The organism is Amycolatopsis vancoresmycina, from assembly GCF_000716785.1.
Lineage (GTDB): Bacteria > Actinomycetota > Actinomycetes > Mycobacteriales > Pseudonocardiaceae > Amycolatopsis > Amycolatopsis vancoresmycina.
Genome location: NZ_JNYY01000002.1, coordinates 147,808 through 170,701 on the forward strand (window position 1 = coordinate 147,808; position 22,894 = coordinate 170,701).

Annotated in this window: 20 protein-coding genes; 10 read left to right on the forward strand and 10 right to left on the reverse strand. The window is 72.0% G+C overall.

The window, feature by feature from the left end:
* Positions 1-85 precede the first annotated feature (85 nt).
* Entirely contained in the window at positions 86-712 is a 627-nt protein-coding gene (locus tag OO60_RS06250; RefSeq protein WP_033261005.1) for a response regulator, read from the forward strand.
* Positions 713-908: 196 nt separating this feature from the next.
* Here OO60_RS06250 and OO60_RS44435 read toward each other — a convergent pair whose 3' ends face one another.
* The 5 genes from OO60_RS44435 to OO60_RS06275 all read right to left on the reverse strand — a co-directional run bounded on the left by OO60_RS44435 (position 909) and on the right by OO60_RS06275 (position 9,193).
* Positions 909-2,195, reverse strand: coding sequence for a GAF domain-containing sensor histidine kinase (locus tag OO60_RS44435; RefSeq protein ID WP_004562362.1), 1,287 nt, complete (start codon positions 2,193-2,195; stop codon positions 909-911).
* A 59-nt stretch (positions 2,196-2,254) separates the two neighbouring features.
* The gene (gene cydD / locus OO60_RS06260; RefSeq protein WP_051767644.1) at positions 2,255-5,476 is read right to left on the reverse strand and encodes a thiol reductant ABC exporter subunit CydD; all 3,222 of its coding nucleotides are present in this window, start codon (positions 5,474-5,476) and stop codon (positions 2,255-2,257) included.
* The gene (gene cydB, locus OO60_RS06265; RefSeq protein ID WP_003076976.1) at positions 5,473-6,480 is read right to left on the reverse strand and encodes a cytochrome d ubiquinol oxidase subunit II; all 1,008 of its coding nucleotides are present in this window, start codon (positions 6,478-6,480) and stop codon (positions 5,473-5,475) included. The genes cydD and cydB overlap by 4 nt, the downstream gene beginning before the upstream one ends.
* Positions 6,481-6,681: 201 nt before the next feature.
* A complete protein-coding gene (locus OO60_RS06270; RefSeq protein ID WP_033261090.1) occupies positions 6,682-8,154 on the reverse strand; it encodes a cytochrome ubiquinol oxidase subunit I in 1,473 nt (490 codons plus the stop codon).
* A 79-nt stretch (positions 8,155-8,233) separates the two neighbouring features.
* Positions 8,234-9,193 (reverse strand): S41 family peptidase, encoded by a 960-nt coding sequence (locus tag OO60_RS06275; RefSeq protein ID WP_003076973.1) that lies wholly within the window; start codon positions 9,191-9,193, stop codon positions 8,234-8,236.
* A gap of 187 nt (positions 9,194-9,380) precedes the next feature.
* On the opposite strand from OO60_RS06275, the gene OO60_RS06280 reads away from it, so the two are divergent.
* Together OO60_RS06280 and OO60_RS06285 are read left to right on the forward strand one after the other, a co-directional pair.
* Positions 9,381-9,968 (forward strand): TMEM165/GDT1 family protein, encoded by a 588-nt coding sequence (locus OO60_RS06280; protein WP_003076971.1) that lies wholly within the window; start codon positions 9,381-9,383, stop codon positions 9,966-9,968.
* A gap of 56 nt (positions 9,969-10,024) precedes the next feature.
* Positions 10,025-10,690, forward strand: a complete 666-nt coding sequence (locus OO60_RS06285; RefSeq protein ID WP_003076969.1) for a DUF998 domain-containing protein — start codon at positions 10,025-10,027, stop codon at positions 10,688-10,690.
* On the opposite strand, the gene OO60_RS06290 is transcribed toward OO60_RS06285, so the two are convergent.
* Together OO60_RS06290 and OO60_RS06295 are read right to left on the reverse strand one after the other, a co-directional pair.
* Positions 10,687-11,328 carry an IclR family transcriptional regulator gene (locus OO60_RS06290; RefSeq protein ID WP_003076967.1) on the reverse strand — a complete coding sequence of 214 codons (642 nt, stop codon included), beginning with the start codon at positions 11,326-11,328 and terminating at the stop codon, positions 10,687-10,689. The two genes, OO60_RS06285 and OO60_RS06290, sit on opposite strands and share 4 nt — an antisense overlap.
* Positions 11,325-12,179 (reverse strand): hypothetical protein, encoded by an 855-nt coding sequence (locus tag OO60_RS06295; RefSeq protein WP_063749384.1) that lies wholly within the window; start codon positions 12,177-12,179, stop codon positions 11,325-11,327. Before OO60_RS06295 ends, OO60_RS06290 begins: the two co-directional genes overlap by 4 nt.
* Positions 12,180-12,264: 85 nt before the next feature.
* Here OO60_RS06295 and OO60_RS06300 point away from each other — a divergent pair, with 85 nt between their 5' ends.
* The 3 genes from OO60_RS06300 (at position 12,265) to OO60_RS06310 (ending at position 16,077) form a co-directional block, all read left to right on the forward strand.
* Positions 12,265-13,437: a homogentisate 1,2-dioxygenase gene (locus OO60_RS06300; RefSeq protein ID WP_003076961.1), complete on the forward strand. Its 1,173-nt coding sequence runs from the start codon at positions 12,265-12,267 to the stop codon at positions 13,435-13,437.
* Between the two features lie 80 nt (positions 13,438-13,517).
* Entirely contained in the window at positions 13,518-15,326 is a 1,809-nt protein-coding gene (locus tag OO60_RS06305) for a substrate-binding and VWA domain-containing protein (RefSeq protein WP_033261007.1), read from the forward strand.
* A 13-nt stretch (positions 15,327-15,339) separates the two neighbouring features.
* Positions 15,340-16,077 carry a hypothetical protein gene (locus OO60_RS06310; protein WP_003076957.1) on the forward strand — a complete coding sequence of 246 codons (738 nt, stop codon included), beginning with the start codon at positions 15,340-15,342 and terminating at the stop codon, positions 16,075-16,077.
* Here OO60_RS06310 and OO60_RS06315 read toward each other — a convergent pair.
* The gene (locus tag OO60_RS06315) at positions 16,074-16,970 is read right to left on the reverse strand and encodes a LysR family transcriptional regulator (RefSeq protein ID WP_003076955.1); all 897 of its coding nucleotides are present in this window, start codon (positions 16,968-16,970) and stop codon (positions 16,074-16,076) included. The genes OO60_RS06310 and OO60_RS06315 overlap by 4 nt on opposite strands.
* A 173-nt stretch (positions 16,971-17,143) precedes the next feature.
* Between OO60_RS06315 and OO60_RS06320 the strand changes: the two genes are divergently transcribed.
* A complete protein-coding gene (locus OO60_RS06320) occupies positions 17,144-18,382 on the forward strand; it encodes an MFS transporter (protein WP_003076953.1) in 1,239 nt (412 codons plus the stop codon).
* Here the strand turns inward: OO60_RS06320 and OO60_RS06325 are convergent.
* Positions 18,349-19,374, reverse strand: coding sequence for a hypothetical protein (locus tag OO60_RS06325; RefSeq protein WP_003076952.1), 1,026 nt, complete (start codon positions 19,372-19,374; stop codon positions 18,349-18,351). The two genes, OO60_RS06320 and OO60_RS06325, sit on opposite strands and share 34 nt — an antisense overlap.
* A gap of 151 nt (positions 19,375-19,525) precedes the next feature.
* On the opposite strand from OO60_RS06325, the gene OO60_RS06330 reads away from it, so the two are divergent.
* Positions 19,526-20,317, forward strand: a complete 792-nt coding sequence (locus OO60_RS06330) for a DUF2470 domain-containing protein (protein ID WP_003076950.1) — start codon at positions 19,526-19,528, stop codon at positions 20,315-20,317.
* A gap of 42 nt (positions 20,318-20,359) precedes the next feature.
* On the opposite strand, the gene OO60_RS06335 is transcribed toward OO60_RS06330, so the two are convergent.
* Positions 20,360-20,821, reverse strand: coding sequence for a PPOX class F420-dependent oxidoreductase (locus tag OO60_RS06335; protein ID WP_003076947.1), 462 nt, complete (start codon positions 20,819-20,821; stop codon positions 20,360-20,362).
* Positions 20,822-20,843: 22 nt separating this feature from the next.
* On the opposite strand from OO60_RS06335, the gene OO60_RS06340 reads away from it, so the two are divergent.
* Together OO60_RS06340 and OO60_RS06345 are read left to right on the forward strand one after the other, a co-directional pair.
* Positions 20,844-21,656, forward strand: a complete 813-nt coding sequence (locus OO60_RS06340; protein WP_003076945.1) for a CPBP family intramembrane glutamic endopeptidase — start codon at positions 20,844-20,846, stop codon at positions 21,654-21,656.
* A 40-nt stretch (positions 21,657-21,696) separates the two neighbouring features.
* Positions 21,697-22,884 carry an arginine deiminase gene (locus tag OO60_RS06345; RefSeq protein WP_003076942.1) on the forward strand — a complete coding sequence of 396 codons (1,188 nt, stop codon included), beginning with the start codon at positions 21,697-21,699 and terminating at the stop codon, positions 22,882-22,884.
* Positions 22,885-22,894 lie beyond the last annotated feature (10 nt).

A 22,894-nucleotide genomic window follows, 5' to 3' on the forward strand; every position in this document is an offset into this window, starting at 1 on the left:
TCGAGGTCACACCTTTGAGGTATTTCACGTGTGACGGCGACGACCGGCCGCCACCACGGGCCCCGCACCCCCGTAACCTCGGGGTATGCCGATCCAGGTACTGCTCGTCGACGACCACGAACTGGTCCGCCGCGGGCTCCGCGACCTCCTCGGCGACGAGCCCGACATCGAGGTCGTCGCCGAGGCGAGCACCGTCGAAGAGGCGCTGGCGGTGGCGATGCACGTCGAGCCGGAGGTGGCGGTGGTCGACGTCCGCCTCGGCGACGGCGACGGCATCACGCTCTGCCGCGAGCTGCGGTCGAAGCCGAACCCGCCGGCCTGCCTGATGCTGACGGCGTTCGACGACGAAGAGGCGATGGTCGGCGCGATCATGGCCGGCGCGGCGGGCTACCTGCTGAAGCAGGTGCGGGGGCAGGACGTGGTGAACGCGGTCCGCGAGGTCGCGGCCGGCCGGTCGCTGCTGGACCCGGTGAGCACCGCGCGGGTGCTGGACAAGATGCGCCACCCGCCGACGGACGAGCTGGCGACGTTGACCGAACGCGAGCGCGACGTGCTCGAGCTGATCGGCCAGGGCCTGTCGAACCGCGAGATCGCCGAGCGGCTGTTCCTCGCGGAGAAGACGGTGAAGAACTACGTGACGTCGGTGCTGGCGAAGCTGGGGATGCAGCGCCGGACGCAGGCGGCCGCGTGGATCGCGCGTCGCGAGAAGTAACCGCTTCGTCCGCAATCCGCCGTTCGCTGCGATCTTTTCTTCGCCTCGTCACGGTCCGCCACGTCGATCACGGCTTTTCTCGTCGAGATTCACTCGAACGTGAGTCGAATATATGTTCGACCACTCGGTAAGATCATGACGAGGGCGTGGAAGGGAGGCTGGATGACCCGAGAAGGGTGAGTCGCAGGCGGATGGGTCAGTCGAGCGGCAGGTCGAACGCGACGAGCGTGCCGAGGCTGGGCGAGGAGTTCAGGAAGAACTTCCCGCCCGCGGCGTCCGCGCGTTCGGCGAGATGACGCAGACCACGGGTGGCGACGCCTTGGGGGACACCGGAACCGTTGTCCCGGACGCGGAGTTTGACGCCACCGGAGTCCCGGGTCAGCGTCACGCGGGTTTCGCTGGCGCCGGAGTGCCGGACCACATTGGACAGCGCTTCGCGCAGAGCGGCCCGGATGTGGTCGGCGCGTTCCGCGGGGATGTCGGCGAATTCGCCGGACAGCTCCAGCGTCGGCGGGTAGCCGAGCAGCTCGCCGGCAATGCGGACCTCGCCGCGCGCCGACTCGGCGAGGTCGGTGGGCGTGCCGGTGTCGTGGCGAGGCTCCGGCGACCGCAGCGCGCGCACGGTCCCGCGGATTTCCTCGATGGTCTGGTCGAGCTGGTCGATGGCGTCGGAGAGCCGAGCCCCGTCGGCTTGGGCGAAGCGCTTGCGCATGTTCCGCCGAACCCGGTCGAGTTGCATCCCGGCCCCGTAGAGCCGCTGGACGATGACGTCGTGGAGCTCACGGGCAATGCGTTCCCGCTCTTCGTAGAGAGCGACGCGGTGACGCGCGTTGGCGCCCTCGGCGAGCGCGAGGACGACCCCGGCCTGCGCGGCAAAGGCGACGAGCATCTCGACGGTCCCGGCGGAGAAGGGTTCGCGCCCTCGCTTCCGGTAGACGGTCAGTGAGCCGAGAACCCGCCCTCCAGAGCCGAAGGGAGCGGCCGCGAAGGGCCCGTAGCCATGGAGTTCGGCGGGCACGTAGGGCGCGGTACGCGGATCGACGGTGAAGTCGGCACTGGCGACGGGCTCGCCCCCACGCGCAACGCGACCGGCGGCGGAGTCGGCAGGGAGTGCGAGACCACGGAGGGACTCGCCGGCCGCAGTGCTGCCGATCTCGTCGCCGAGCTCGGCTGATGGCTGAAGGCCGTCGGGCTCCGGCGCGCCTGCCGCCCCGGGGTCTTCGCTGGTGCGCGCTCCCGAACCCTGGCTGCCCGCCCGCTGACCGGGTGGCGCCGCGGGGTCCGCCGTTGCGTAGTGGGCAGCCTCCACCACCACTCGGCCGTCCTCGGTGCTCACCATGGCCAAGCCCAGGTCGGCGTCCGCGAGCTCGGCCGCTCGGGCGACGACCGTGTCCAGCACCGCTCCCGGGTCGTCGCCGGACAGGGCGGTGCTCGTGATCTCGGTGGCTGCGGACAGTGCCCGCGCGGCAAGCGTCGGATCCATGAGTTCCGTCATTATCGCGCGGCGCGGTGGCGGCGCGGCAAGGACACCGCAGGAATCGATCACGGGACCGGCACCCGCGTGACGACCCGGCCGTCGCGGACCTCGAGGACCACGTCGGCTCCGGCCGCTTCCTCCGCTCGGTGCGTCACGTGCACCACCGTCCGGCCCGCCAGCACCTCCCGCAGGTGCGCGCGCACCGCCGCCGCCGTCGGCTCGTCGAGGTGCGCCGTCGGCTCGTCCAGCAGCACGAGACCCGCCGACGGCGCCCCGAGCAACGCCCGCGCCAGCGCCACCCGCTGAGCCTGGCCGCCGGACAGTCCGGTGCCGCCGCTGCCGAGCAGCGTCTCCGGCTCGACGTCGGTCAACGCCGCGCCGTGCAACGCCGCTCGCAGGTCTTCTTCGGTTGCCGTCGGGTCGGCGAGGCGGAGGTTCTCGGCGACCGTCGTCGCGGCGAGCATCGGCTCCTGCGGCGCCCACGCCACCCTCTCCGGGACCTCGACCACGCCGCGCCGAGGTGCGAGGAAGCCCAGCAGCGCTGCGACGAGCGTCGACTTGCCCGCCCCGCTCGGTCCCACCACCGCCGCGTACGTGCCCGGCGGCAGGTCCACGTCGACGTCGTGCAGCACCAGCGGTCCGCCCGGCCAGCCGAGGTCCGCTCCCCGCAGCTCGACGCCCGCCCCAGCCCGGGCCGAAGGGGGCGCTTCCGGCACGTCGGCGAGACGGCGGCGGGCGCGCTGCAGCGTGTCCCAGTGCTGCGCCACCGGCGGCAGCAACGCGAGAACCTCCGCCAGCGCGAGCGGCACCAAGGCCAGCAGCGGCGCCAAGACCGGGTCGAGCCGTCCGCCCGCGACCGCCTGGGCCGCCAACGCCGTGCTGACCACCGCCGCCGCGCCGCAGACCAGCGTGACCAGGGCTTCCGCCGCTCCCGAACCGAACGCCTGCCGACGCGCTTGCGCCGACAGCCGCGTGTCGGCGTCCTCGAGAGCGCGGCGGTGTTCGGCGGCCTTGCCGAACGCCAGCAGCTCGGCCGCGGCTTCGAACAGCACCAGGACTCGCGCCGCCACGTCACGGCGGCCGGCCGCCAGCGCCGACGTCGCCCGGCGTTCCGCGCGCAGCGCCACCCACGGTGCACCCAGCCCGAGGGCCACCGCCGCCGCCAGCGTCAAGCCCGCCGTCGGCAGCACCGCTGTCTGCACCGCGATCGCTCCCGCCGCGACCAGGGCCACCACCAGCGGCGGCGACACCACGCGCGGCAGCAAGTCGCGGACGGTGTCGACGTCGGCGACGAGCCGCCGTTGCCCCTCGCCCGCGCGCAGGCTCCGCGCCGGCCCGAGCCGGACCAGCGAATTCCACAGCCGCACCCGGACGCGGCCGGCGATGCGGAACGCGGCGTCGTGCGTGACCAGCCGTTCGACGTACCGCAGGCCCGCGCGGCCGAGGCCGAACGCCCGGACGCCGACGACCGCGACCGTCAGGGTCAGGATCGGCGGCTGCTGGGACGCCTTGGCGATGAGCCAGCCCGACGTCGCCGTCAGCGCCACCCCGGCCAACAGGGCGAGCGCCCCGAGCGCGGCGCCGCCGAACAGCCGCCCGTCGAGCAACGCGCGCCACCCCAGCGGCGATGCCGGGTCGTCCACTGTGGACGCTTCAGCAGCAACAGAATTCTCGGTCGACATGTCGACTGCGGCCGAGCGCTCGTGGGCCGCGATGATCGCCGCGGCGCCGTTGCCGACGGCGCGCTGCACCGCGTCGAGCACCAGCCGCGCGCTGGCCTCGTCGAGGTGCGCCGTCGGCTCGTCGAGCAGCAGCAGCCAGGCGCCGCGCTGCACCCGGACCAGCGCCCGGGCGACGGCGACCCGCTGCCGCTGCCCCAGCGACAGCTGGGAAACCGGCCGGTCGGCGAGCCCGGCCAAGCCGAGCTCGGCGAGCACCGCACCGGAGGAGCCGACTTCCTCACTGACCGTCCCGCCGGTGAACACCGGCGACTGCGGCACCCACGCGACCTGTTCGCGCCAGCGCTCGAGGTCGGCGTCGGCGAGGCTCGTCGAGCCGACGACGATCTCGCCGTCGTGCGCCGGGACGAATCCGAGCAGCGCCGAAAGCGTCGTCGACTTGCCGCCGCCGCTCGGTGCGCGGAGCCAGACCGTCTCACCGGGCCGGACCGCGAACGACTCGCCGTCGGGCGCGAACCCGCCGCGCCGCGCGACGCGCAGGGACGACACGCGCAGCTCGCCCCGCGCCGGGACCGCGGTTCCCGCAGCGGGCACGGGCAGCGCAAGCAGGTCGGCGACGCGCCGGACCGCTTCGACGCCGTCCTCGCTGGCGTGGAACGCGGCGCCGACCGCGCGCAGCGGCTGGTAGCACTCGGGCGCCAGGATCAGCACGCCGAGCCCGATGGCCAGCGGCAGGTGGCCGCCGGCGAGCCGGACGCCGATCACCACCGCGACCAGCGCCACCGACAGCGTCGCGACCAGTTCGAGCACGAACGCCGAGGAGAACGCGACCTTCAACGTCTTCAGCGTGGCGCGGCGGTGGCGTTCGGACAGCCGGCGGACCGTCTCGGCCTGCGCGGTGGCCCGGCGGAACGCGGTCAGCACCGGCAGCACGCGCACGAGTTCCAGCAGCCGTCCGGACATCCGGTGGGTCGCGTCGGTCGCGCCGGCGACGCGGTCGGCGGTGAACTTGCCGACGAGGATGGCGAACATCGGCAGCAGCGGCACCGTCAGCGCGACGATCACCCCGGACGGCCAGTCGGCGAACAGGATGGCCGCGCCGGCGCCGAGCGGCACGACGGCCGCCGTCACCAGCGCCGGCAGGTACTCGCGGAAGTAGGCGTCCAGCGCGTCGAGCCCGCGGGTGGTGAGCGCGGTCAGCTCGCCGTGGCCGCGGCGGGCGATCCACTCGGGTCCCAGGCGCAGCGCGTGGTCGACGGCTTTCGCGCGCAACTCGCGTTGGGCGGTCGACGCGGCACGCGCGGAAACCGTGCGCACCGCCCAGCCGGTCAGTGCGCGCGCCGCGACGAGCGCGAGCAGCGCGGCCAGCTGGGCGGTGCGTCCCCCGGCACCTGCTCCGACGATCGCCGCGAGGACGTCGGCGAGCAGGAACGCCTGTGCCACCAGCGCGGCGGCGTTGAGGAAGGAGAGGAAACCCACCAGGGCCAGCGCCCGGCGCACGGCCGGCACGAGGGCCGGCAGTGCACCGAGCGGGCCCTTTCCCGGCCGCGCCGAGTCCACTGTGGACTCCGAGGCGGAAAGGGGAGCGCGTCCGGGAAGATCGGTCATGGCGCGTGGACCACCGGGATGTGCTGCGTGCCGATGCGCTTGCGGAACACCCAGTACGTCCAGCCCTGGTAGACCAGCACGGCGGGAGCGCCGAAGACGGCGACCCAGGTCATCACGGTCAGGGTGTACGGGCTCGACGCGGCGCCCTCGATGGTCAGCGTGTTGGCGGCGTCGAGCGTCGACGGCAGGACGTTCGGGAAGAGCGAACCGAACATGACCACCGCGGCCCCGGCGATGACCACCCCGAGCGCGGCGAACGCCTGCCCGTCGCGGTCGGCACGAAGCCGGAACCAGGCGACAGCCGCAGCGAGAGCACTGATCCCGAACGAGAGCAGTGTCCACAACGTGCCGGCGCGCCACTGGACGACCGCGAGGAACGCGACCATCGGCACCATCGCGACCGGCAGCAGCTTCAACGCCAGCGCGCGAGCGCGTTCCCGCAGGTCACCGCTGGTTTTGAGAGCGAGGAACGCGGCACCGTGGGTGATCGAGAAGGCGGCGATGGCGACCGCGCCGAGCAGGGTGTCCCAGCGGACGGCGGCGAACGCCGAGCCGGCGCGGTTGCCGTCGGCGTCGAGGGGCAGGCCGAGGACGGTGGTCGCGAGGATGAGCCCGACGCCGAGCGGCGGGATCCACGAGCCGGCCATGATGACGCGGTCCCAGTTGCGCCGCCAGCGCTCGGAGTCGACCTTCCCGCGGTACTCGAAGGCGACGCCGCGGCCGATGAGGGCGAGCAGCACGAGCAGCAGCGGCAGGTAGGCGGCCGAGAAAAGCCCGGCGTACCACGCGGGGAAGGCGGCGAACATGGCGCCGCCGGCGACGATGAGCCAGACCTCGTTGCCGTCCCAGACGGGCCCGATGGTGTTGACCATGACGCGCCGCTCGGTGTTGTCCTTCGCGAGGACGGGCAGCAGCATGCCGACGCCGAAGTCGAAGCCCTCGAGGAAGAGGTAGCCGAGCCAGAAGAAGGCGATGACGACGAACCAGACGATGGCGAGAGTCATCGGGCACCTCGAGCCGGCCGGTCGCCGTGAGTTATCCACATCGGGTCGAGTTGTCCACAGATTTGCTGTGGGTAACCCGCGAGAGTGATCAGGCCGATACACTGGGTTCGGGGACGCCCCCCGGGAAGGGCGGGGGCTGCTGTTGGTAAAGCTGGGGCTGCTGCACCGCTTCTGAGCTGCAGGTTTGTCATCTTGGCCGCCTCAGTACGCGAAGGCGAGCGTGTCGCCTTCGGCCTCGTCCGAGTTCTTCTTCTCCGGGGGCATCACCGCTTCGACGCCGCCGCGGATGTACTTGCGCATCAGGTACAGCTCCACCACGCCGAGGGCCGCGTACACCGTCGTCAGCGCGATCAACGACGTCCACACCTCGCCGGTCGTCAAGCGTGAGACCGCCTGGGCCGTGAACATCCACACGCCGTCCACGCCCGTCGGGTTCGGGGCCACCACGAACGGCTGACGGCCCATCTCGGTGAAGATCCAGCCCGCGCTGTTGCCCAGGAACGGCGTGGCGATGCCGCCCAGGACCAGCAGCGGGAACCAGCGGGCCGTCGGGATGCGGTCGCGGCGGGTGAGCCACAGGGCCAGGACGCCGATGCCCGCCGAGACCGCGCCGAAGCCGATCATCATGCGGAAGCCCCAGTACGTCACCGGCAGGTTCGGCACGTAGTCGATCGGCTTGCCGGCCAGCGAGCCCAGCGCCGGGTCGTCCGGGTAGTTCGTGCCGTACTTGGCCTGGTACTCCGTCACCAGGTTCTCCACGCCCTTGACCTCGGTCTTGAAGTCGTTGTGCGCCAGAAACGACAGCAGCGCGGGCACGTTGAACGTCTTGACGTCTTCGCAGTTCGCGCCCGACACGTCGCCGATCGCGATGATCGAGAAGCTCGCCGGCTTTTCCGTGTGGCACAGCGCTTCCGCGGACGCCATCTTCATCGGCTGCTGCTCGAACATCAGCTTGCCCTGCGCGTCGCCGGTGATCGCGAGGACCGCGAACGCCGCCACGCCGACCCAGCCGCCCAGCCGCAACGACGAGCGCCACACGTCGAGGTGACCGCGGCGCCGCCAGAGGTGCCAGCCCGCGACGCCGACCAGGAACGCCGCCGCCACCGAGAACGCGCCCGCGAGGGTGTGCGGGATCGCGGCCAGCGCCGTGTTGTTCGTCAGCACCGCCCAGATCGAGTTCATGGTCGGCTTGCCGTTCTCGAACGTCACGCCCACCGGGTGCTGCATCCACGAGTTCGCGGCCAGGATGAAGTACGCCGACGCCATCGTGGCCAGCGAGAACGCCCACGCGCACGCCAGGTGAACCTTCTTCGGCAGCCGGTCCCAGCCGAAGATCCACAGGCCGAGGAACGTCGATTCGACGAAGAACGCGACGAGCCCTTCCATCGCCAGCGGCGCGCCGAAGACGTCGCCGACGAAGCGGGAGTACGCGCTCCAGTTCATCCCGAACTGGAACTCCTGCACGATCCCGGTCACCACGCCCATGGCGAAGTTGACCAGCAGCAGCTTGCCCCAGAACTTGGTCATCTTCAGGTGCCGCAGCTCGCCGGTGCGGACCCAGCGGGTCTGCATCGCCGCGACCAGGATCGACAGCCCGATGGTCAGCGGGACCATCAGGAAGTGGTAGACGGTGGTGATGCCGAACTGCCACCGCGCTAGCTCAAGGACCTCCACGTGGTCCAGCGTGCTCCGGGGCCCCGGCCGCAGCCAGATCAACTGGTCCCGTCCGCCCCAGGACCAACGTCCCGGGTGACTACAGCTGGTCGAGCGCCTGCCGGGCCTCCTCGGCCACCGCCCGCCGCGGCCCCGCGGGACCCAGCTCGAGGACGTGCCGCAGGGCCAGCGCGTACGCCGTGTCGAACGCCTTGTCCGCGGCGACCGGGACGTCCGGCGGCACGCCGGTGCTCTCCCAGTTCTCCCCCGTCTCCGGGTCGTACGAGCGGGCGATCGACACCGTCACGTCCAGGTAGGTGTCCACTTTGTACTGTTCACGCGGGTGGGCGCCGCCGCGCGTCGGCTCGCCGACGGTCTTCGCCCGCCCCCGCCGCTGCAGCGAGAACGCGAGGTCCTCGCCGCCGGAGAACGTCGCCGGGCCGGTGAGCACCCAGATCGGCTTGGTCCCGCCGAACTTCGCGCCCGGGACGTACGGCAGCGTCCACATCTGGGTCACGCGGTCACCCTCGCGCTCGTAGAGGTCGAGGTAGTGGGTCCGCTCGTCGACCAGGTAGCTCTGCAGGAACGCGCTCGTGTCCGGGTCGCCGCCGCGGTTGCGGCGCACGTCGATCAGCAGCGCGTCGGCCGGCGCGACCAGCGTCATCGCCGCGGTGATCGACGGCGCCGCGAGGCCGGGCGGGTAGAGCAGGGTGGTGTCGAGGTAGCCGACGTTGCCGGGCAGGCGCCGCACCGACGCGATCCCGAAGTTCTCCAGCTCGGCCGCGCGGCGGAAGTCCTCCGACGCGTGCTCCGCGTCGCCGTCCTCGGCCACCGGGTCGGTGTGGTGGCGCAGCCGCAGGTGCTTGTCGTCGTTCACCGACTGCAGGTCCGCTGTGACGCGGGTCGCGAATTCCGCGTCGCCGAGGTCTGCGTACGCGCCTTCGTCGAGACGCGCGCGAAGCACCTTCGCCAGCTTCGCGGCAACGTCCGGGAAGACGTAGTGACCTTCCAGCCGGCGGATGACCTCTTCGACCTGCGCAGCACGCGCCTGTGACCCCACGGCGGTCAACGTACCCCAGGCCACAACCGAAAATTCGGCGTGCCGAAAAAATTTGTGCGACACCCCTTGATGTCAAATTCATGGCCGCCGATCCGGCAATTTCGCACAAGCCATCAGCTTGCGGTTTTCCGAACCTCCCCTTTATCGTTGCAGTGAAAGGGGCGAAAGAATACTCATGACTGCCGCTATGGTGGCGTTGATCAGCGCGTTCGGCCTGGTCCTCGCCGTGGAGCTGCCGGACAAGACGCTCGTCGCAACACTGGTGCTGACCACCCGTTTCCGGGGCTGGCCGGTTTTCGCCGGTGTGTGCGCCGCGTTCGCCGTGCAGTGCGTCATAGCCGTCGCATTCGGCAGCGTGCTGACGCTGCTACCGGACGTAGTCCTTTCGCTCGTGGTCGCCGCGATGTTCGGCCTCGGCGCTTTCATGCTCCTTCGCGAAGGATTCAGCGAAGCCGACGAAGCAGGCGAAGACGCTTCGCGCACCGGCCCGGCTCCGCAGACCTTCCTCCGCTCCGCGATGACGTCGTTCGGTGTGCTCTTCGCCGCCGAGTGGGGCGACGCCTCCCAGCTCGCGACAGCGAGCCTCGCCGCCCGCATCGGCAACCCGGTCGCTGTCGGCGTCGGCGCGTTCGCCGCGCTCGTGGTGGTCGCCGGGCTCGCCGTGTTCATCGGCGGGAAGATCCGCAGCCGGATCAACCCGAAGCTGATCCAGCGCTGCGCCGGGTTCGTCTTTGCCGGGTTCGCCGCGTTCGCCCTGCTCCAGCTGGCCTTCTGACCGCTGCCTCACAGGTTCACCCGGTAACCTTTCGGGAACGAAAGGGAGAGCACCAGGTGAACTTGCCGAAGACGCACGCGGTCTCGCCGCTGCACGGCCGGGTGGCGCTCGGCGGCATCGGGCTGGCCGTGGCCATCTCGATCGACCTGCACCTGCGGCTGTCCGGCCAGGTCAGCCCGGTCTGGCAGACGCTGTCGGAGTACGTCTACGGCAAGCTCGGCACGTCCTCGGCCGCTCCCCTGTTCAGCGCGATGTGCCTGGCGCTTTCGTTCGGCTCGGTCGCGCTCCTCGCCGGCATCGCGAAAGCCCACCGCCCGGGCACCACCGCCGTCTGCGTGCTGCTCGGCGTGTGGTCGGCCGGGCTGCTCGTGTGCGGGCTCGTGCCCGTCGACCCGGACGGGCAGGCGCGTTCGCTCGCCGGCCAGGTCCACAACATCGCCGCGCTGACGGCGTTCGTCGCGCTGCCCGCGGCCGCGTTCGTGCTGACGAAGAGGGGCCGCGAACGCTGCCCGTGGGAGCCCCGCCGGACGACGATCCGGCGCCTCGCCACGGCGAGCTTCGCCAGCGTCGGCGTGGTGCTCGCCGGGTTCGTGCTCACGCTGGTCCTCGGCCCGGCCCAGCAGGACGTCACGCTGGGCCTGTTCGAGCGCCTGCTGTTCGGCATCGACGTCGCCCTGCTGCTGACGATGGTCCGGCCGCTGCTGGCGGTCTCGCGGCGCTAGCCGTCCGTCCGCAGGATGTCGGCCAGCCGCGTGGCGGCCGCGAGGACCTGGGGCCCCACCTCGGCGGCCTTCAGCGGCTCCATCGACACGACCCCGACGCTCGCCCGCAGCCCCGGCACCCCGCGGACCGGCGCCGCGACACCCGACGCGCCCGCTTCGAGCTCCCCGGAAGACGTCACCCAGCCGTCGCCGCCCGGACGCAGGGTCATCGCCTTGCCGGCCGCGCCGGCGGTCAGCGGGTGCCGGCTGCCGACGCGGTAGGCGACGTGGAAACTCGTCCACGACGGCTCGACGACGGCCACCGCAAGCGCTTGCGTCCCCTGCGCGACCGACAGGTGCGCGGTCGCGCCGACCTTTTCGGCCAGCTCGCGCAGCACCGGTCCGGCCGCGTCCCGCAGCTGCGGCAGCACCTGCCCGGCCAGCCGGAGCAGCCCGACGCCGAGCCGGACCTTCGTGCCGTCGCGCCACACCAGGCCGCGCTCGGACAGCGGCACGAGCAGCCGGTAGACGGCCGCGCGGCTGGCCCCGATGGCCACCGCCAGCTCGGAGATGGTCGCCGCGTCGCCGCCGGCGTCGGCGACTGCCTGCAGCAGCGCCAAGCCGCGGTCGAGCGTCAGCGACCCCTCCCGGCTGGTCACAGCAAGCCGAGTTCGCCCAGGTCGGCGACCGGCTCCTCGAACGACGCCGCCGCGTAGGACGCGAAGAGCTCACGCACGGCCTTCGCCGCCGGCTCGGACAGCGCGCGGGCCTCCTCGGCCAGCGCCTGCGCATCGGTGGACTCCAGGGCCGCCCGGACGTCACCGCCGGCGAGGCTGCGCGCGGAGGCCACGATCAGGTTCAGGAAGCCGTGGTGCACGAAGCCGGTGCCCGGGTCGGTGTGCCGGACCGCGCGGTGCAGGCTGTTCGTCGCCTTGAACGACGCCCCGGTGGACCCGCTGACGACGGCGAGGAAGTCGGCCACCTCGTCGACGCTGGGGAAGTTCTCGCCCGCCTGGCCGCCGCAGCGGATCTTCGGCCAGCTGCCGTGCTCGATCACCTTCCGGACGCCGTCGAGCCAGCCGACGCCGCGCCGCGGCTCGACCACCCGGATGACGTCCTCGGGCACGAACTCGGAGACGCGCTCCAGCCACACCTCGTCGACGTCCGACGGCGCGGGCATCTCGACCATCCGCAGCGCGAGCAGCTCACTGCGCGACTCGACGATCGAGATGGCCTTCGGGACACCGCCCAGGCCGGTGTCGATGATCAGCGAAAGCGGCAGCGGCTGCTTCGGCTTGATCTTGATCAGCTCGGTGATCAGCTCCGGCAGCCGGGACGCCTGGCAGAGGAAAACCCCCAGTACACCGGCGTGTTCGGACTCCCGGCTGGCGAAGTGCGCACGCAGCGCTTCGGGCATGGCCGCGTCCCCGGGCGGGAAGAGCGCCGAGTCGTCGACGAGCCTCGCGAACAGGGGAGGAATTCCACGGGGGCCGGGGGGCGTGAGTTCCACAGCGCTTGACACGACTGACACGCTAGTAGCGTACGACATGAGGACAAAATCGTTCGCACAACGGACACGTCAGAAGGGGACGTCGATGCCTTACTACCGGCGAGTAGGCGAGATCCCGCACAAGCGGCACACCGCGTTCCGGAAGCCGGAAGGCGGCCTCTACGCCGAGGAGCTGATGGGCGTCGAGGGCTTCTCCGCCGACTCCGCGCTGCTCTACCACCGCGGCCTGCCGACGGCGATCGTCGACGCCGTCGCCGTCGAGGAGGACCGCGGGACGCTCACCCCGAACCACCCGCTCAAGCCGCGGGCGTTCAGGACGCAGGACCTCAAGTTCGGCGGCGAGGCCGACGCGGTGACCGACCGGCGGCGGCTGTTCGGCAACAACGACGTCACCATCGGGTTCGTCACGGCGACCGCGCCCAGCCCGCTGTACCGCAACGCGGCCGGCGACGAGCTGTTCTACGTCCACGGCGGCTCGGCCACCTTCGAGACCATCTACGGCCGCCTGGAGGTCGGTGACGGCGACTACGTCGTGATCCCGACGTCTTGCACCTACCGGGTCGTCCCGCACGGCGAGGTCAACCTCTTCACCCTCGAGGCGCGCGGCCACATCGGGCCGCCGAAGCGCTACCTGTCGGCGAAGGGGCAGTTCCTGGAGCACTCGCCGTACTGCGAGCGGGACATCCGCGGGCCGGCGGAGCCGCTGCTGGAGGACGGCGAGGACGTCGAGGTGCTGGTGCGGCACCGCGCCGGGCTGACCCGCTACACGTACGCGACGCACCCGTTCGACGTCGTCGGCTGGGACGGCTGCCTCTACCCGTGGGTGTTCAACATCGACGACTTCGAGCCGATCACCGGCCGCGTGCACCAGCCGCCGCCCGTGCACCAGACGTTCGAGGGCCCGAACTTCGTCGTCTGCTCCTTCTGCCCGCGGAAGGTCGACTACCACGAGGACGCCATCCCGGTGCCGTACAACCACGCGAACGTCGACTCCGACGAGCTGATGTTCTACGTGCGCGGCAACTACGAGGCCCGCAAGGGCTCGGGGATCGGGATCGGCTCGCTGTCGCTGCACCCGTCCGGCTTCACGCACGGCCCGCAGCCGGGCGCGGCGGAGGCGTCGATCGGCGCGGAGTTCTTCGACGAGACCGCGGTCATGGTCGACACGTTCGCACCGCTGGAGCTCGGCGAGGCCGCCGACGCGTCCGAAGACCCCGGCTACGCGTGGACGTGGTCGCGCCGCGGGCCTAAGCAATAATCAAGATTCGGAAATACCGTCCCCGCCCCGTTCCGCCGCCCGGATAATGAACGTCCGGGTGGCGGAACGGGGAGGCTACGATGATCAATTCCCAACCAGCGCGACGCAGGAGAAAAATCCTCCCGTTCCTGGCCGCGATCGTGGTCGCCGTCGCCTTGATCATCGGAATCCGGTACTGGACCAGCGGCTCCAGCGACGACGCCGACGCGCCGAAATGCTCGGGTGCGGACGCGGTGGCGCTCAACGTCGCTTCGTCACCGGAAAAGGTCGGAATCGTCCAAGAAGCCGCGAAGGCTTACTCCGGACGGACCGTCGCCGGCCACTGCGTGGACGTCGTCGTGCGGTCGAAATCGTCCGGCGTGGCGATGCAGGCGCTGGCGAACGGCTGGAACGAAGCCACCGACGGGCCGCGCCCGGACGTCTGGACGCCGGCCGCGAGCGGCTGGGTCAACCTGCTGCGCGTCAACGCCAAGGGCGACACGGCGTCGATCGTGCCGGACGGCGACCCGCAGTCGATCGCGAACTCGCCGCTGACCGTCGCCATGCCGAAGCCGATGGCCGAGGCGCTGGGCTGGCCGGCCAAGCCGATCGGCTGGAAGGACCTCGCCACGCTCGCGACCGACCCGGCGGGCTGGGCGAAGTACGGCCACCCGGAGTGGGGGAAGTTCCGGCTCGGCAAGACGAACCCGAACATCTCCACCGCGGGGCTGAACGCCACCATCGGCGCCTACTACGCGGCCACCGGGACGTCGTCCGACCTCACCGCGGCGGCGCTGGAGAAGCCCGAGGCCAAGCAGTTCGTGTCGAACATCGAGCAGGCGATCGTGCACTACGGCGACAACACGCTGACCTTCCTGACGAACCTGCAGAAGGCCGACGACCGCGGCGCGGCGCTGTCCTACATCTCGGCGGTGACCGTCGAGGAGAGCTCGCTGATCGGCTACAACCAGGGCAACCCGACGAACGACCCGGCGAAGGTCGGCCAGCACGCGCCGCCGAAGGTGCCGCTCGTCGCGATCTACCCGGCCGACGGGACGCTGAACTCCGATCACCCGTTCGTCACGCTGAACTGGGCGGACCCGGCGCGCAAGCAGATCGCCGCGGACTTCCTCGGCTACCTGCGCATGGACGAGACGCAGGCGAAGTTCGCCGCACTCGGCTTCCGGTCCTTCGACGGCAAACCGGGCCCGCAGGCGAGCGTCGCGAACGGCGTCCAGCCGGACGCGAAGATCAACTTCATCCGGCCGCCGTCGCCGTCGGTGCTGTCGAAGCTGCTGACCACCTGGACGGACCTGCGCAAGAAGGCGAACGTGCTGCTGGTCGTGGACGTCTCGGGCTCGATGGGCGACGAGGTGAAGGGCACCGGCAAGAGCAAGATCGACCTGGCCAAGCAGGCCGCGATCGACGCGCTCGGCCAGTTCGTGCCGCGCGACCAGGTCGGGCTCTGGCAGTTCTCGACCCGCCTCGACGGCGACAAGGACTACCAGGAGCTGGTCCCGGTGCAGCCGCTCGGGAACAGCGGCAAGGAGACGCTGGCGATGCGGCTCAGCGGGCTGACACCGCAGTCGGGCACGGGCCTGTACGACTCGTCGCTGGCCGCGTACGAGTACCTGAAGGCCCACCTGGACCCGGCGGCGATCAACGCGGTGGTCGTGCTCACCGACGGCCGCAATGAGGACTCCGGCGGCATCGACCTCGACCACCTGGTGCCCCAGCTGCGGCCGGAGGGCAACGGGGAGACGGTCCGGCTGTTCACGATCGCCTACGGTTCGGACGCCGACCAGAACGTGCTGAAGCAGATCGCGGAAGCGACCGAGGGCTCGGAGTACGACTCGTCCAAACCGGACTCGATCAACCAGGTCTTCACCTCCGTGATCTCGAACTTCTGAGATCCTCGCGGTCATGAAGTTCGTCCGTGAGCTCGCCGAACCGTGGGGGCTGCTGCTCGCCGCCACCTCGGCCGGGGTGGCGTGGGCCGTGCAGCTGCCGGTCGTCGCGTCGGTCGGCGTCGGCGCCGCCGTTCTCGCGGCCTGGGCGGGCGTGGCGGTCGCAACCCGCGAGAAGGAGCCTCCGCAGCGCGAGGCGCGCGTGCTCGACGTGGCGCCGGGGTCGGCCGAGGAGAACTGGCTGCGCCGGGCGTCGGCGGCAGCGGACGGGTTCGCCTCCCTGAGCGGTTCCCTCTCCAGCGGCCCGCTCGCCGACCGCGTCGCGGACATGGAGCCGGTGGTCCGGGAGACGCTGTCGACGCTCCGCCGCCTGGCCGGCCGCGCCTCGGCGACGGGCCAGGCCCTGGCCCGGGTCGACCTGGACGCCGTCGCGCACGAACGCCGCCGGCTGGAACGCGAGCTGCGCACGGCGAACCCCGAGGTCCGCGGCGACCTCGAACAGGCGCTGACGGCGGTCCAGGCCCAGGCGGACGTGCACGCCCGGCTGTCCGGCGCCCGCGACAAGCTGCTGGCCCAGTTGCAGTCCGGAGCCCTCGGCCTGGACAGCCTGGTGGCCCGGGTCGCGGAGCTGACCGCGGCGACGACGGACGTCGCGGTGGACACCGGGGCGGTGCGCGAGCTGAGCGACCAGCTGGAAGGCATCCGGCAGGGCGTGCTGGAGACCGAGCAGGCGACGCGGAAGTCGCTGGGTTAAGCGGCCCAGGCCGGCCGCCACGCACCGGCGGTGCTCTCGCTCTTCGTGAGGTGACGCCGCAGCGCCGCCAGCCCGGGGTGCGCATTGCCCCGGCGCCACACCAGCGAATGCGGGTACACCGGCGTGGGACGTTCGATCGGCACCCGCCGCAGGTCGTGCCCCGGCGGCCACCACACCCGGCTGCCCGCCCCGACCAGGGTCGCCACGCGCGCCGATTCCGCGATCGTGTCCAGCACCACCTCGGTCCCGAAGTTCGGGCCGGCCGCGTCGATGGTCAGTCCGAACGCGGTCGCGAACTCGGCGTAGTACGCGCCCCACTCGGTCCCGGGCACCACGCCGGGCATCCAGAGCCGGTGCCCCGCCAGCTGTTCCGGCGTGACGGCGGCCGCGGCGGCCAGCGGATGCGCGGGACCGCAGAGCAGGTGGAGCGGCTCGTCGTGCACCCACTGCGCTTCGAGGTCGCCCGGCAGTGCGCCGACCGCGCGGAACGACGCATCGATCGAGCCGTCCCGGATCGCGGCGACCGCGGTGTCGAGCAGCGTCGTGACCTCCAACGCGACTTCCGGGTGGGCCTGGTGGAATCCGCGAAGCAGGGTTGCCGGGCACAGCCGCCTGCCGATGACGTCGACCCGGAGCGGCGCGGTGCGCACCGACGCAAGGGCTCGCAGCTCGGCCTGCATGAGCTCGCGCGCGTGCGGCAGGAAGGCTTCGCCGTCGCCGGTGAGGACGGCGCCGCGGGCGGTGCGCGTGAACAGCCGCACTCCGAGCGCCTTCTCCAGGGCGGCGATGCGCTTCGACACGGCCTGCTGCGTGATCGCCAGGTCAGTGGCGGCGTCCTGGAACCGGCCCGCCGCCACCACGGTGACGAAGGTCCGCACGGTATCGAGGTCCACGACGGTCGACTCTAGGTGTGCGGGCCAGGGGCGGCCCGGGTGCCGTGACTCCGGTGACGAGCCCTCCCGGCTCGTCGCCGCACCGCTCGAGCATCGAGCCACAACGGGGCGTTGTGGCTCGCCGCCGCGTCGGTTGTTTGCTCTGCGCGGGCGGTCCCGGCTTTGATCTCCCCGTGGTGCGCGGGCGGTCGCTGGGGCCGCGGTTCAGGTGGCTCTGGTCGGCCTACGCCGTGAGCGCGTTCGGGACCTGGCTCGGCTTCGGGGCCTTCCCGCTGCTCGCCATCCTCGTGCTGCACGCCGGGCCGCTCGCCGTCTCCGCGCTCGCCGCCGTCGGGCCGGCCGTCGGGGCGCTCGTGGCCGTTCCGCTCGGGCCGTGGGTCGATCGGCGGCGGAAGCGGCCGGTCATGGTGGGCATGGACCTCGTGCGGTTCGCCTCGCTCGTCAGCGTGCCCGCCGCCTACGCGCTCGGGTTGCTGAGCTTCGCCCAGCTGCTCGTCGTCTCGGTGATCGTCGCCGCCGCGGACATCACCTTCACCTCCGCCAGCGGTGCCTTCCTCAAGGGACTTGTCCCGCCCGAAGACCTCCTGCTCGCCAACGGCCGGTTCGAGTCGACCAACTGGACCGCCACCGCGCTCGGGCCGCCGCTCGGCGGGGCCGCGTTCGCCGTCCTCGGGCCCGTCACCTCCGTCGTCGCCAACGCCGTCAGCTTTCTGCTCTCCGCCTTGGGCATCCGCGCCATCAAGGGCGACGAACCGCACCCGCGGGTCACCGCCCCGCTGCGGGCGCGGGACCTCGCCGACGGGTGGCGCTTCCTGCTGACGCACCCCGGCCTGCGGCCGCTGTTCTGCAACGTCCTGCTGTTCAACGGCCTGATCATGGGGACCGAGCCGCTGCTCGCCGTGCTGATGCTGAAGGACCTCGGGTTCGCGCCGTGGCAGTACGGGCTCGCGTTCGCCGTCCCGTGCCTCGGCGGGCTCGCCGGCTCGCGGCTGACCCCGCGGCTCGTCGAGCGGTTCGGGCGCCACCCCGTCCTGGTGACGGCCGGGGCCGCGAGGGCGTGCTGGCTGCTCGCGCTCGCCTTCCTCCCGGACGGCGCCGGCGGGCTGGCGTACGTCATGGTCGTGGAGCTCGGCCTGATCGTCTGCTGCAGCGTGTTCAACCCGGTGCTCGCGACCTACCGGCTGGAGCAGCTCCCGGCGGACCGCGTCGCGCGGACGCTGTCGGCGTGGTCGGTCAGCACCAAGGCCGCCATCGCCACGATGACCGCGCTCTGGGGCGTGCTGGCCGGCTTCACCGGATCGCGCGTCGCGATCGGCATCGCCGGGGTCCTGGTGCTGGCGACGCCGTTCCTGCTGCCCCGCCGTGACCGGACGCCCGCTCAGCCGAGCCAGACCGTGCCCAGCACCGGATAACCCGGCACGCCCGCCGTCGCTCCGCCGGGCCTCGGGACGCCGGCGATCCACAGGCGGCCGGTGGCCGCGACGTTCGCCGCCATCGAGGGGTCCGCCGTGGGCATGCGGAAGCCGATCACCGTTCCGTCCGCGAGCATCGTCAGGCCGCTCAGGCGGGCGCCGCGGGGGCCCATGCGGACCGGGCCGTCCAGTACCGCGCGCAGCTCCGTCCAGTGGTCGGCCGCGAGCGGGCGGCGGTAGGCGAGCGAGCGGGCCGCCGCCACCAGGGCGGTCAGCAGGGCGCCGGCCGCGAAAGTCCACGCGATCCAGCCCGTGGCCGGGAGCTCGAGCCGGACCCAGCCCGCGAAGGCGGCCAGGACCAGCAGGAACGCGGCCAGCGCGCGGTGGTCGCGGGCGATGCGGCGCCGGTGCGCCGTCAGCACCGGGTCGAGCCGCGGCGAGTACGCCCCGGCCGCCGGTGGCACGGCGGCCGCTTCCGCCGGTGGCGCGTCGAAGATCCGGGCGCGGCGGACCCGCATCACGCCGGGGAACCCGACGAACACCTTCGGGCCCCGGCCGAGCAGCCACACCCGCCGGTGCGTGGCCAGCAGCAGGCGATACGGCTCGTCGAGGCGGACGCGCAGCCACCGGCCGTCGGGCAGCCGCACCCCGACCGACCGCCCGGCGGCGACCAGGCCGTCGGCGGCGATGTCCACCTGCCGGAACGCCTCGCGCTTCAGCCGCGTCTCCGGAACGCGGACGTAGGCGCGGTACAGCCACCGCGCTTCGACCGCGCCCACCAGCGCGAGGATGCCGACGGGCAGCAGCACGCCGGCGCCGGTGAAGAACTGGGCAACCCCGAAGGCCAGGAAGAACCAGGACAGCAGCCGCTGGTTCGCGGCGTTGCGGCCGAGGCGGTCGAGGTACTCGCCGAAGATCGGCAGGGCCCCGGACGGCATGGCGGGGTCGAGCTCGAACGCGCGGACGCGCTCGGGGACCGGGACGATCGGCACGCGGAACCCCCACGGGGTCGGGTAGTTACCCGCTTTTCGACAAACTGGGCACCGGCGTTACCGGATGTGTCGTTCCGCGGAACGGACGTAATCGCCACGACTACCCAGACCGCCGGATTCAGGTTAGGCTCACCTAAGTAGGAGGTGAGCCGTGACCGAGGCACCCACATCCGTCCGCCGCCCGCCGGCGCCGAACCCCGCCGAGCGCGCCAAGACGATCGCGACCCGCACCGGGCCCGCGTCGCTGCTGCCGACGTGCGAACGCGCGGACCTGGACGGCGAGCGGGTCGTGCCGCTCCTGCACCACGTGCACCACAGCGGCAGCGTCAGCGTGCTGCTGCCGGACGACCACCAGCTGGTGCGCGCGGCGAAGCAGACCCAGCGCGGCGAGCTGGCCGTGATGGTCGAGCTCGCCGACCAGGCCCCGGTCGCCCTGCGCGAACCCATCCGCGGGCTGCTGTGGATCACCGGCTGGCTGCGGCCGCTGTCCCCGGTGTCGGCCCGCGCGCGGGCGGTGGCGATCGCCGAGACGCGGCCGGACGAGCGGCTCCTCGACGTCGGCCACGGCGTGACGCTGCTGCGGCTCACCCCGGCGTCGCTCGTGCTCGCCGACGCCGAGGGCACCCACTCGCTGCGCCCGCACATGTTCAGCGCGGCGACACCCGACCCGTTCCACGACTACGAAGCCCACTGGCTGCGGCACCTGGAAGCCGACCACGCCGACGTCGTCGGCCGGCTGGCCAAGCACCTGCCGGCGGACCTGCGCGGCGGCCGGATCCGGCCGCTCGGGCTCGACCGGTTCGGGCTGCGGCTGCGCGTCGAGGCCGACACGAGCGACCACGACGTCCGGCTGGCGTTCTCGCGATCGGTCGACAACCCGGCGCAGCTCGCGTCGGAGCTGCGCCGGCTGGTCGGTTGCCCGTTCCTGCGCGGCGGCTCGTGAGTGGTAAGGAGGGTTAGAACCCTCCTTACCACTCACGAGGCGTCAGGCTAGTTCGGCCGGGAAGCCGCCCTTCGCGATCGGGCCCCAGCTTTCGATCGTGACGCGGATGATGCTCTTGCCCTGCTTGACCATGGCTTCGCGGTATTCGTCCCAGTCCGGGTGTTCGCCGGAAATGGCGCGGAAGTACTCGACGAGCGGCTCGACCGAGTCCGGGATGTCGAGCACCTCGGCGGTGCCGTTCAGCTGCACCCACTGGTCGTTCCACTCGTCGGAGAGGATGCAGGCCGAGACCTTCGGGTTGCGCTTGACGTTGACGACCTTCGCGCGCTTCGGGTAGGTCGAGACGACCAGCCGGCCTTCGGCGTCGACACCGCACGTGACCGGCGAGAGCTGCGGGCCGCCGTCGGCCTTCGTGGTCAGCAGGATCGCGCGGTGGCGGGTGGACAGGAACTCGACCAGGGCGGCGCGGTCGACGGTTTCGTTGGTGGCGATGCTCCTCGGCATACCCCGACGGTAGCGTGCGGACATGACGTTCACCGCGCGATCGTGGCTGGCCCCGGCCCGCCCCGAGTTCCCCGGGACGATCGAGGACCCGGCCGAGCGCCGCGCGGTCAAGCTCGAGCTGCTGATCGTCTTCGGGATCACGCTGGGCCTGTCCGGCGTGCGCAGCCTGCTGTCCCTTGTGGACTCGCTGCTGCAGCCGGTGCCGCTGGCGCAGCAGCAGACCCAGCTGAACGTCCCGCAGGCCGCGGCGAGCCTGATCGACCTGCTCAAGCAGCTGCTGTCGGCGGCGCAGCTGGTCGGCTGGGGCGCGCTCGGGCTGTACCTGCTGTGGCGCGCGGGCATCAAGGTCGCGCAACTGGGCCTCGACCGCCGGTCACCGGGCCGTGACGCGCTGCTGACGGTCGTGCTCGCCGCGCTGATCGGCGTGCCCGGCCTGGCGCTCTACTTCGTCTCGTACCACCTGGGGTTCAGCCTGGCCGTGCAACCGTCCACTTTGGGCGATACCTGGTGGCGGCCGATCTCGCTGACGCTCTCGGCGTTCGGCAACGCCTTCGCCGAGGAGGTCCTGGTCATCGGCTACCTGCTGACGCGGCTGCGGCAGCTCGGCGTCCGGGAGAACTCCGCGGTGTTCGGCGCCGCCGTGCTGCGCGGGTCCTACCACCTGTACCAGGGGTTCGGCGGGTTCGTCGGTAACTTCGTCATGGGGCTGGTGTTCGGCCGGCTGTGGCAGAAGACGAACCGGCTGTGGCCGCTGGTCGCCGCGCACACGCTGTTCGACTTCGTGTCGTTCGTCGGATACGCCCTGTTGAAGGGGCACGTTTCCTGGCTCCCCTGACTAGGATCGGGGGGTGATCGACGAGACGGCACCTCCCCGGGTGGACAGCGAAGTCGGACCCCTGCGCGCGGTGCTGCTGCACCGGCCCGGCAACGAGCTCAAAAGGCTGACGCCCCGCAACAACGACCAGCTCCTGTTCGACTCGATCCCGTGGGTCGACCGGGCCCAGGACGAGCACGACGCGTTCGCCGAGGTGCTGCGCGGCCGCGGGGTCGACGTCCTGCTGCTGGCCGACGCGCTCCGGACAGCACTGGACGACGACCGCGCCCACGCGGCGGGCGTGCACGCGGCGGTCGACGACCGGCGGCTCGGCGGCGACCTGGCCGACTCGCTGCGGTCGCACCTGTCGAGCGTCGACGCGGCCGGCCTCGCCGAGGTGCTGATGGCCGGGATGACGTTCGAGGAGCTGCCGTCCGCGGAAGGCGCGTCGCTGGTGCGGATGATGAACCACCCGCACGACTTCGCCGTCGATCCGCTGCCGAACCTGCTGTTCACCCGCGATTCCTCGGCGTGGATCGCCGACCGGGTGGCGATTTCGTCGCTGACCATGCCCGCGCGCCGCCGCGAAACCGCGGTGCTGGACCTGATCTACGCCTACCACCCGTACTTCCGGCACGCGGCCCGCGCGTACGGCGCCCATTCGGCGCCGATCGAAGGCGGCGACGTGATGCTGCTGGCTCCGGGCGTGCTCGCCATCGGCGTCGGCGAGCGAACGACGGCCGCCGGCGCCGAGTCGCTGGCGCGGTCGGTGTTCGCCGACGGCATCGCGCACACCGTGCTCGCGGTGCCGATCGAGCAGTCCCGCGCGACCATGCACCTGGACACGGTGTGCACGATGGTCGACGCCGACGCGGTGGTGATGTACCCGCTGGCGCGCGACTCGCTGACGGCGTTCACGCTGCGCCCGACCGGCGACGGCGGCGTGAAGGTCACGGGCCCGGCGCCGTTCCTGGTGGCCGCGGCCGAAGCGATGGAGATCGACCGGCTGCGCGTCATCGACACCGGCCTCGACCCGGTGACGGCCGAACGCGAGCAGTGGGACGACGGCAACAACACGCTCGCCCTGGCGCCGGGCGTGGTCGTGGGCTACGAGCGGAACGTCGAGACGAACGAGCGGCTGGAGGCGGCCGGCATCGAGGTGCTGCCGATCGCCGGCTCCGAGCTGGGCTCCGGCCGCGGCGGCCCGCGGTGCATGTCCTGCCCGGTGCGGCGCGACTCGCTGAAGTGAATGAAGCCTT

Excerpts from the sequence above, each read along its gene's own strand:
- OO60_RS06250 (WP_033261005.1), top strand. The coding sequence starts at position 86 with ATGCCGATCCAGGTACTGCTCGTCGACGACCACGAACTGGTCCGCCGC.
- OO60_RS44435 (WP_004562362.1), bottom strand. The coding sequence starts at position 2,195 with ATGGATCCGACGCTTGCCGCGCGGGCACTGTCCGCAGCCACCGAGATC.
- cydD (WP_051767644.1), bottom strand. The coding sequence starts at position 5,476 with ATGACCGATCTTCCCGGACGCGCTCCCCTTTCCGCCTCGGAGTCCACA.
- cydB (WP_003076976.1), bottom strand. The coding sequence starts at position 6,480 with ATGACTCTCGCCATCGTCTGGTTCGTCGTCATCGCCTTCTTCTGGCTC.
- OO60_RS06280 (WP_003076971.1), top strand. The coding sequence starts at position 9,381 with ATGGTGGCGTTGATCAGCGCGTTCGGCCTGGTCCTCGCCGTGGAGCTG.
- OO60_RS06300 (WP_003076961.1), top strand. The coding sequence starts at position 12,265 with ATGCCTTACTACCGGCGAGTAGGCGAGATCCCGCACAAGCGGCACACC.
- OO60_RS06305 (WP_033261007.1), top strand. The coding sequence starts at position 13,518 with ATGATCAATTCCCAACCAGCGCGACGCAGGAGAAAAATCCTCCCGTTC.
- OO60_RS06310 (WP_003076957.1), top strand. The coding sequence starts at position 15,340 with ATGAAGTTCGTCCGTGAGCTCGCCGAACCGTGGGGGCTGCTGCTCGCC.
- OO60_RS06335 (WP_003076947.1), bottom strand. The coding sequence starts at position 20,821 with ATGCCGAGGAGCATCGCCACCAACGAAACCGTCGACCGCGCCGCCCTG.
- OO60_RS06340 (WP_003076945.1), top strand. The coding sequence starts at position 20,844 with ATGACGTTCACCGCGCGATCGTGGCTGGCCCCGGCCCGCCCCGAGTTC.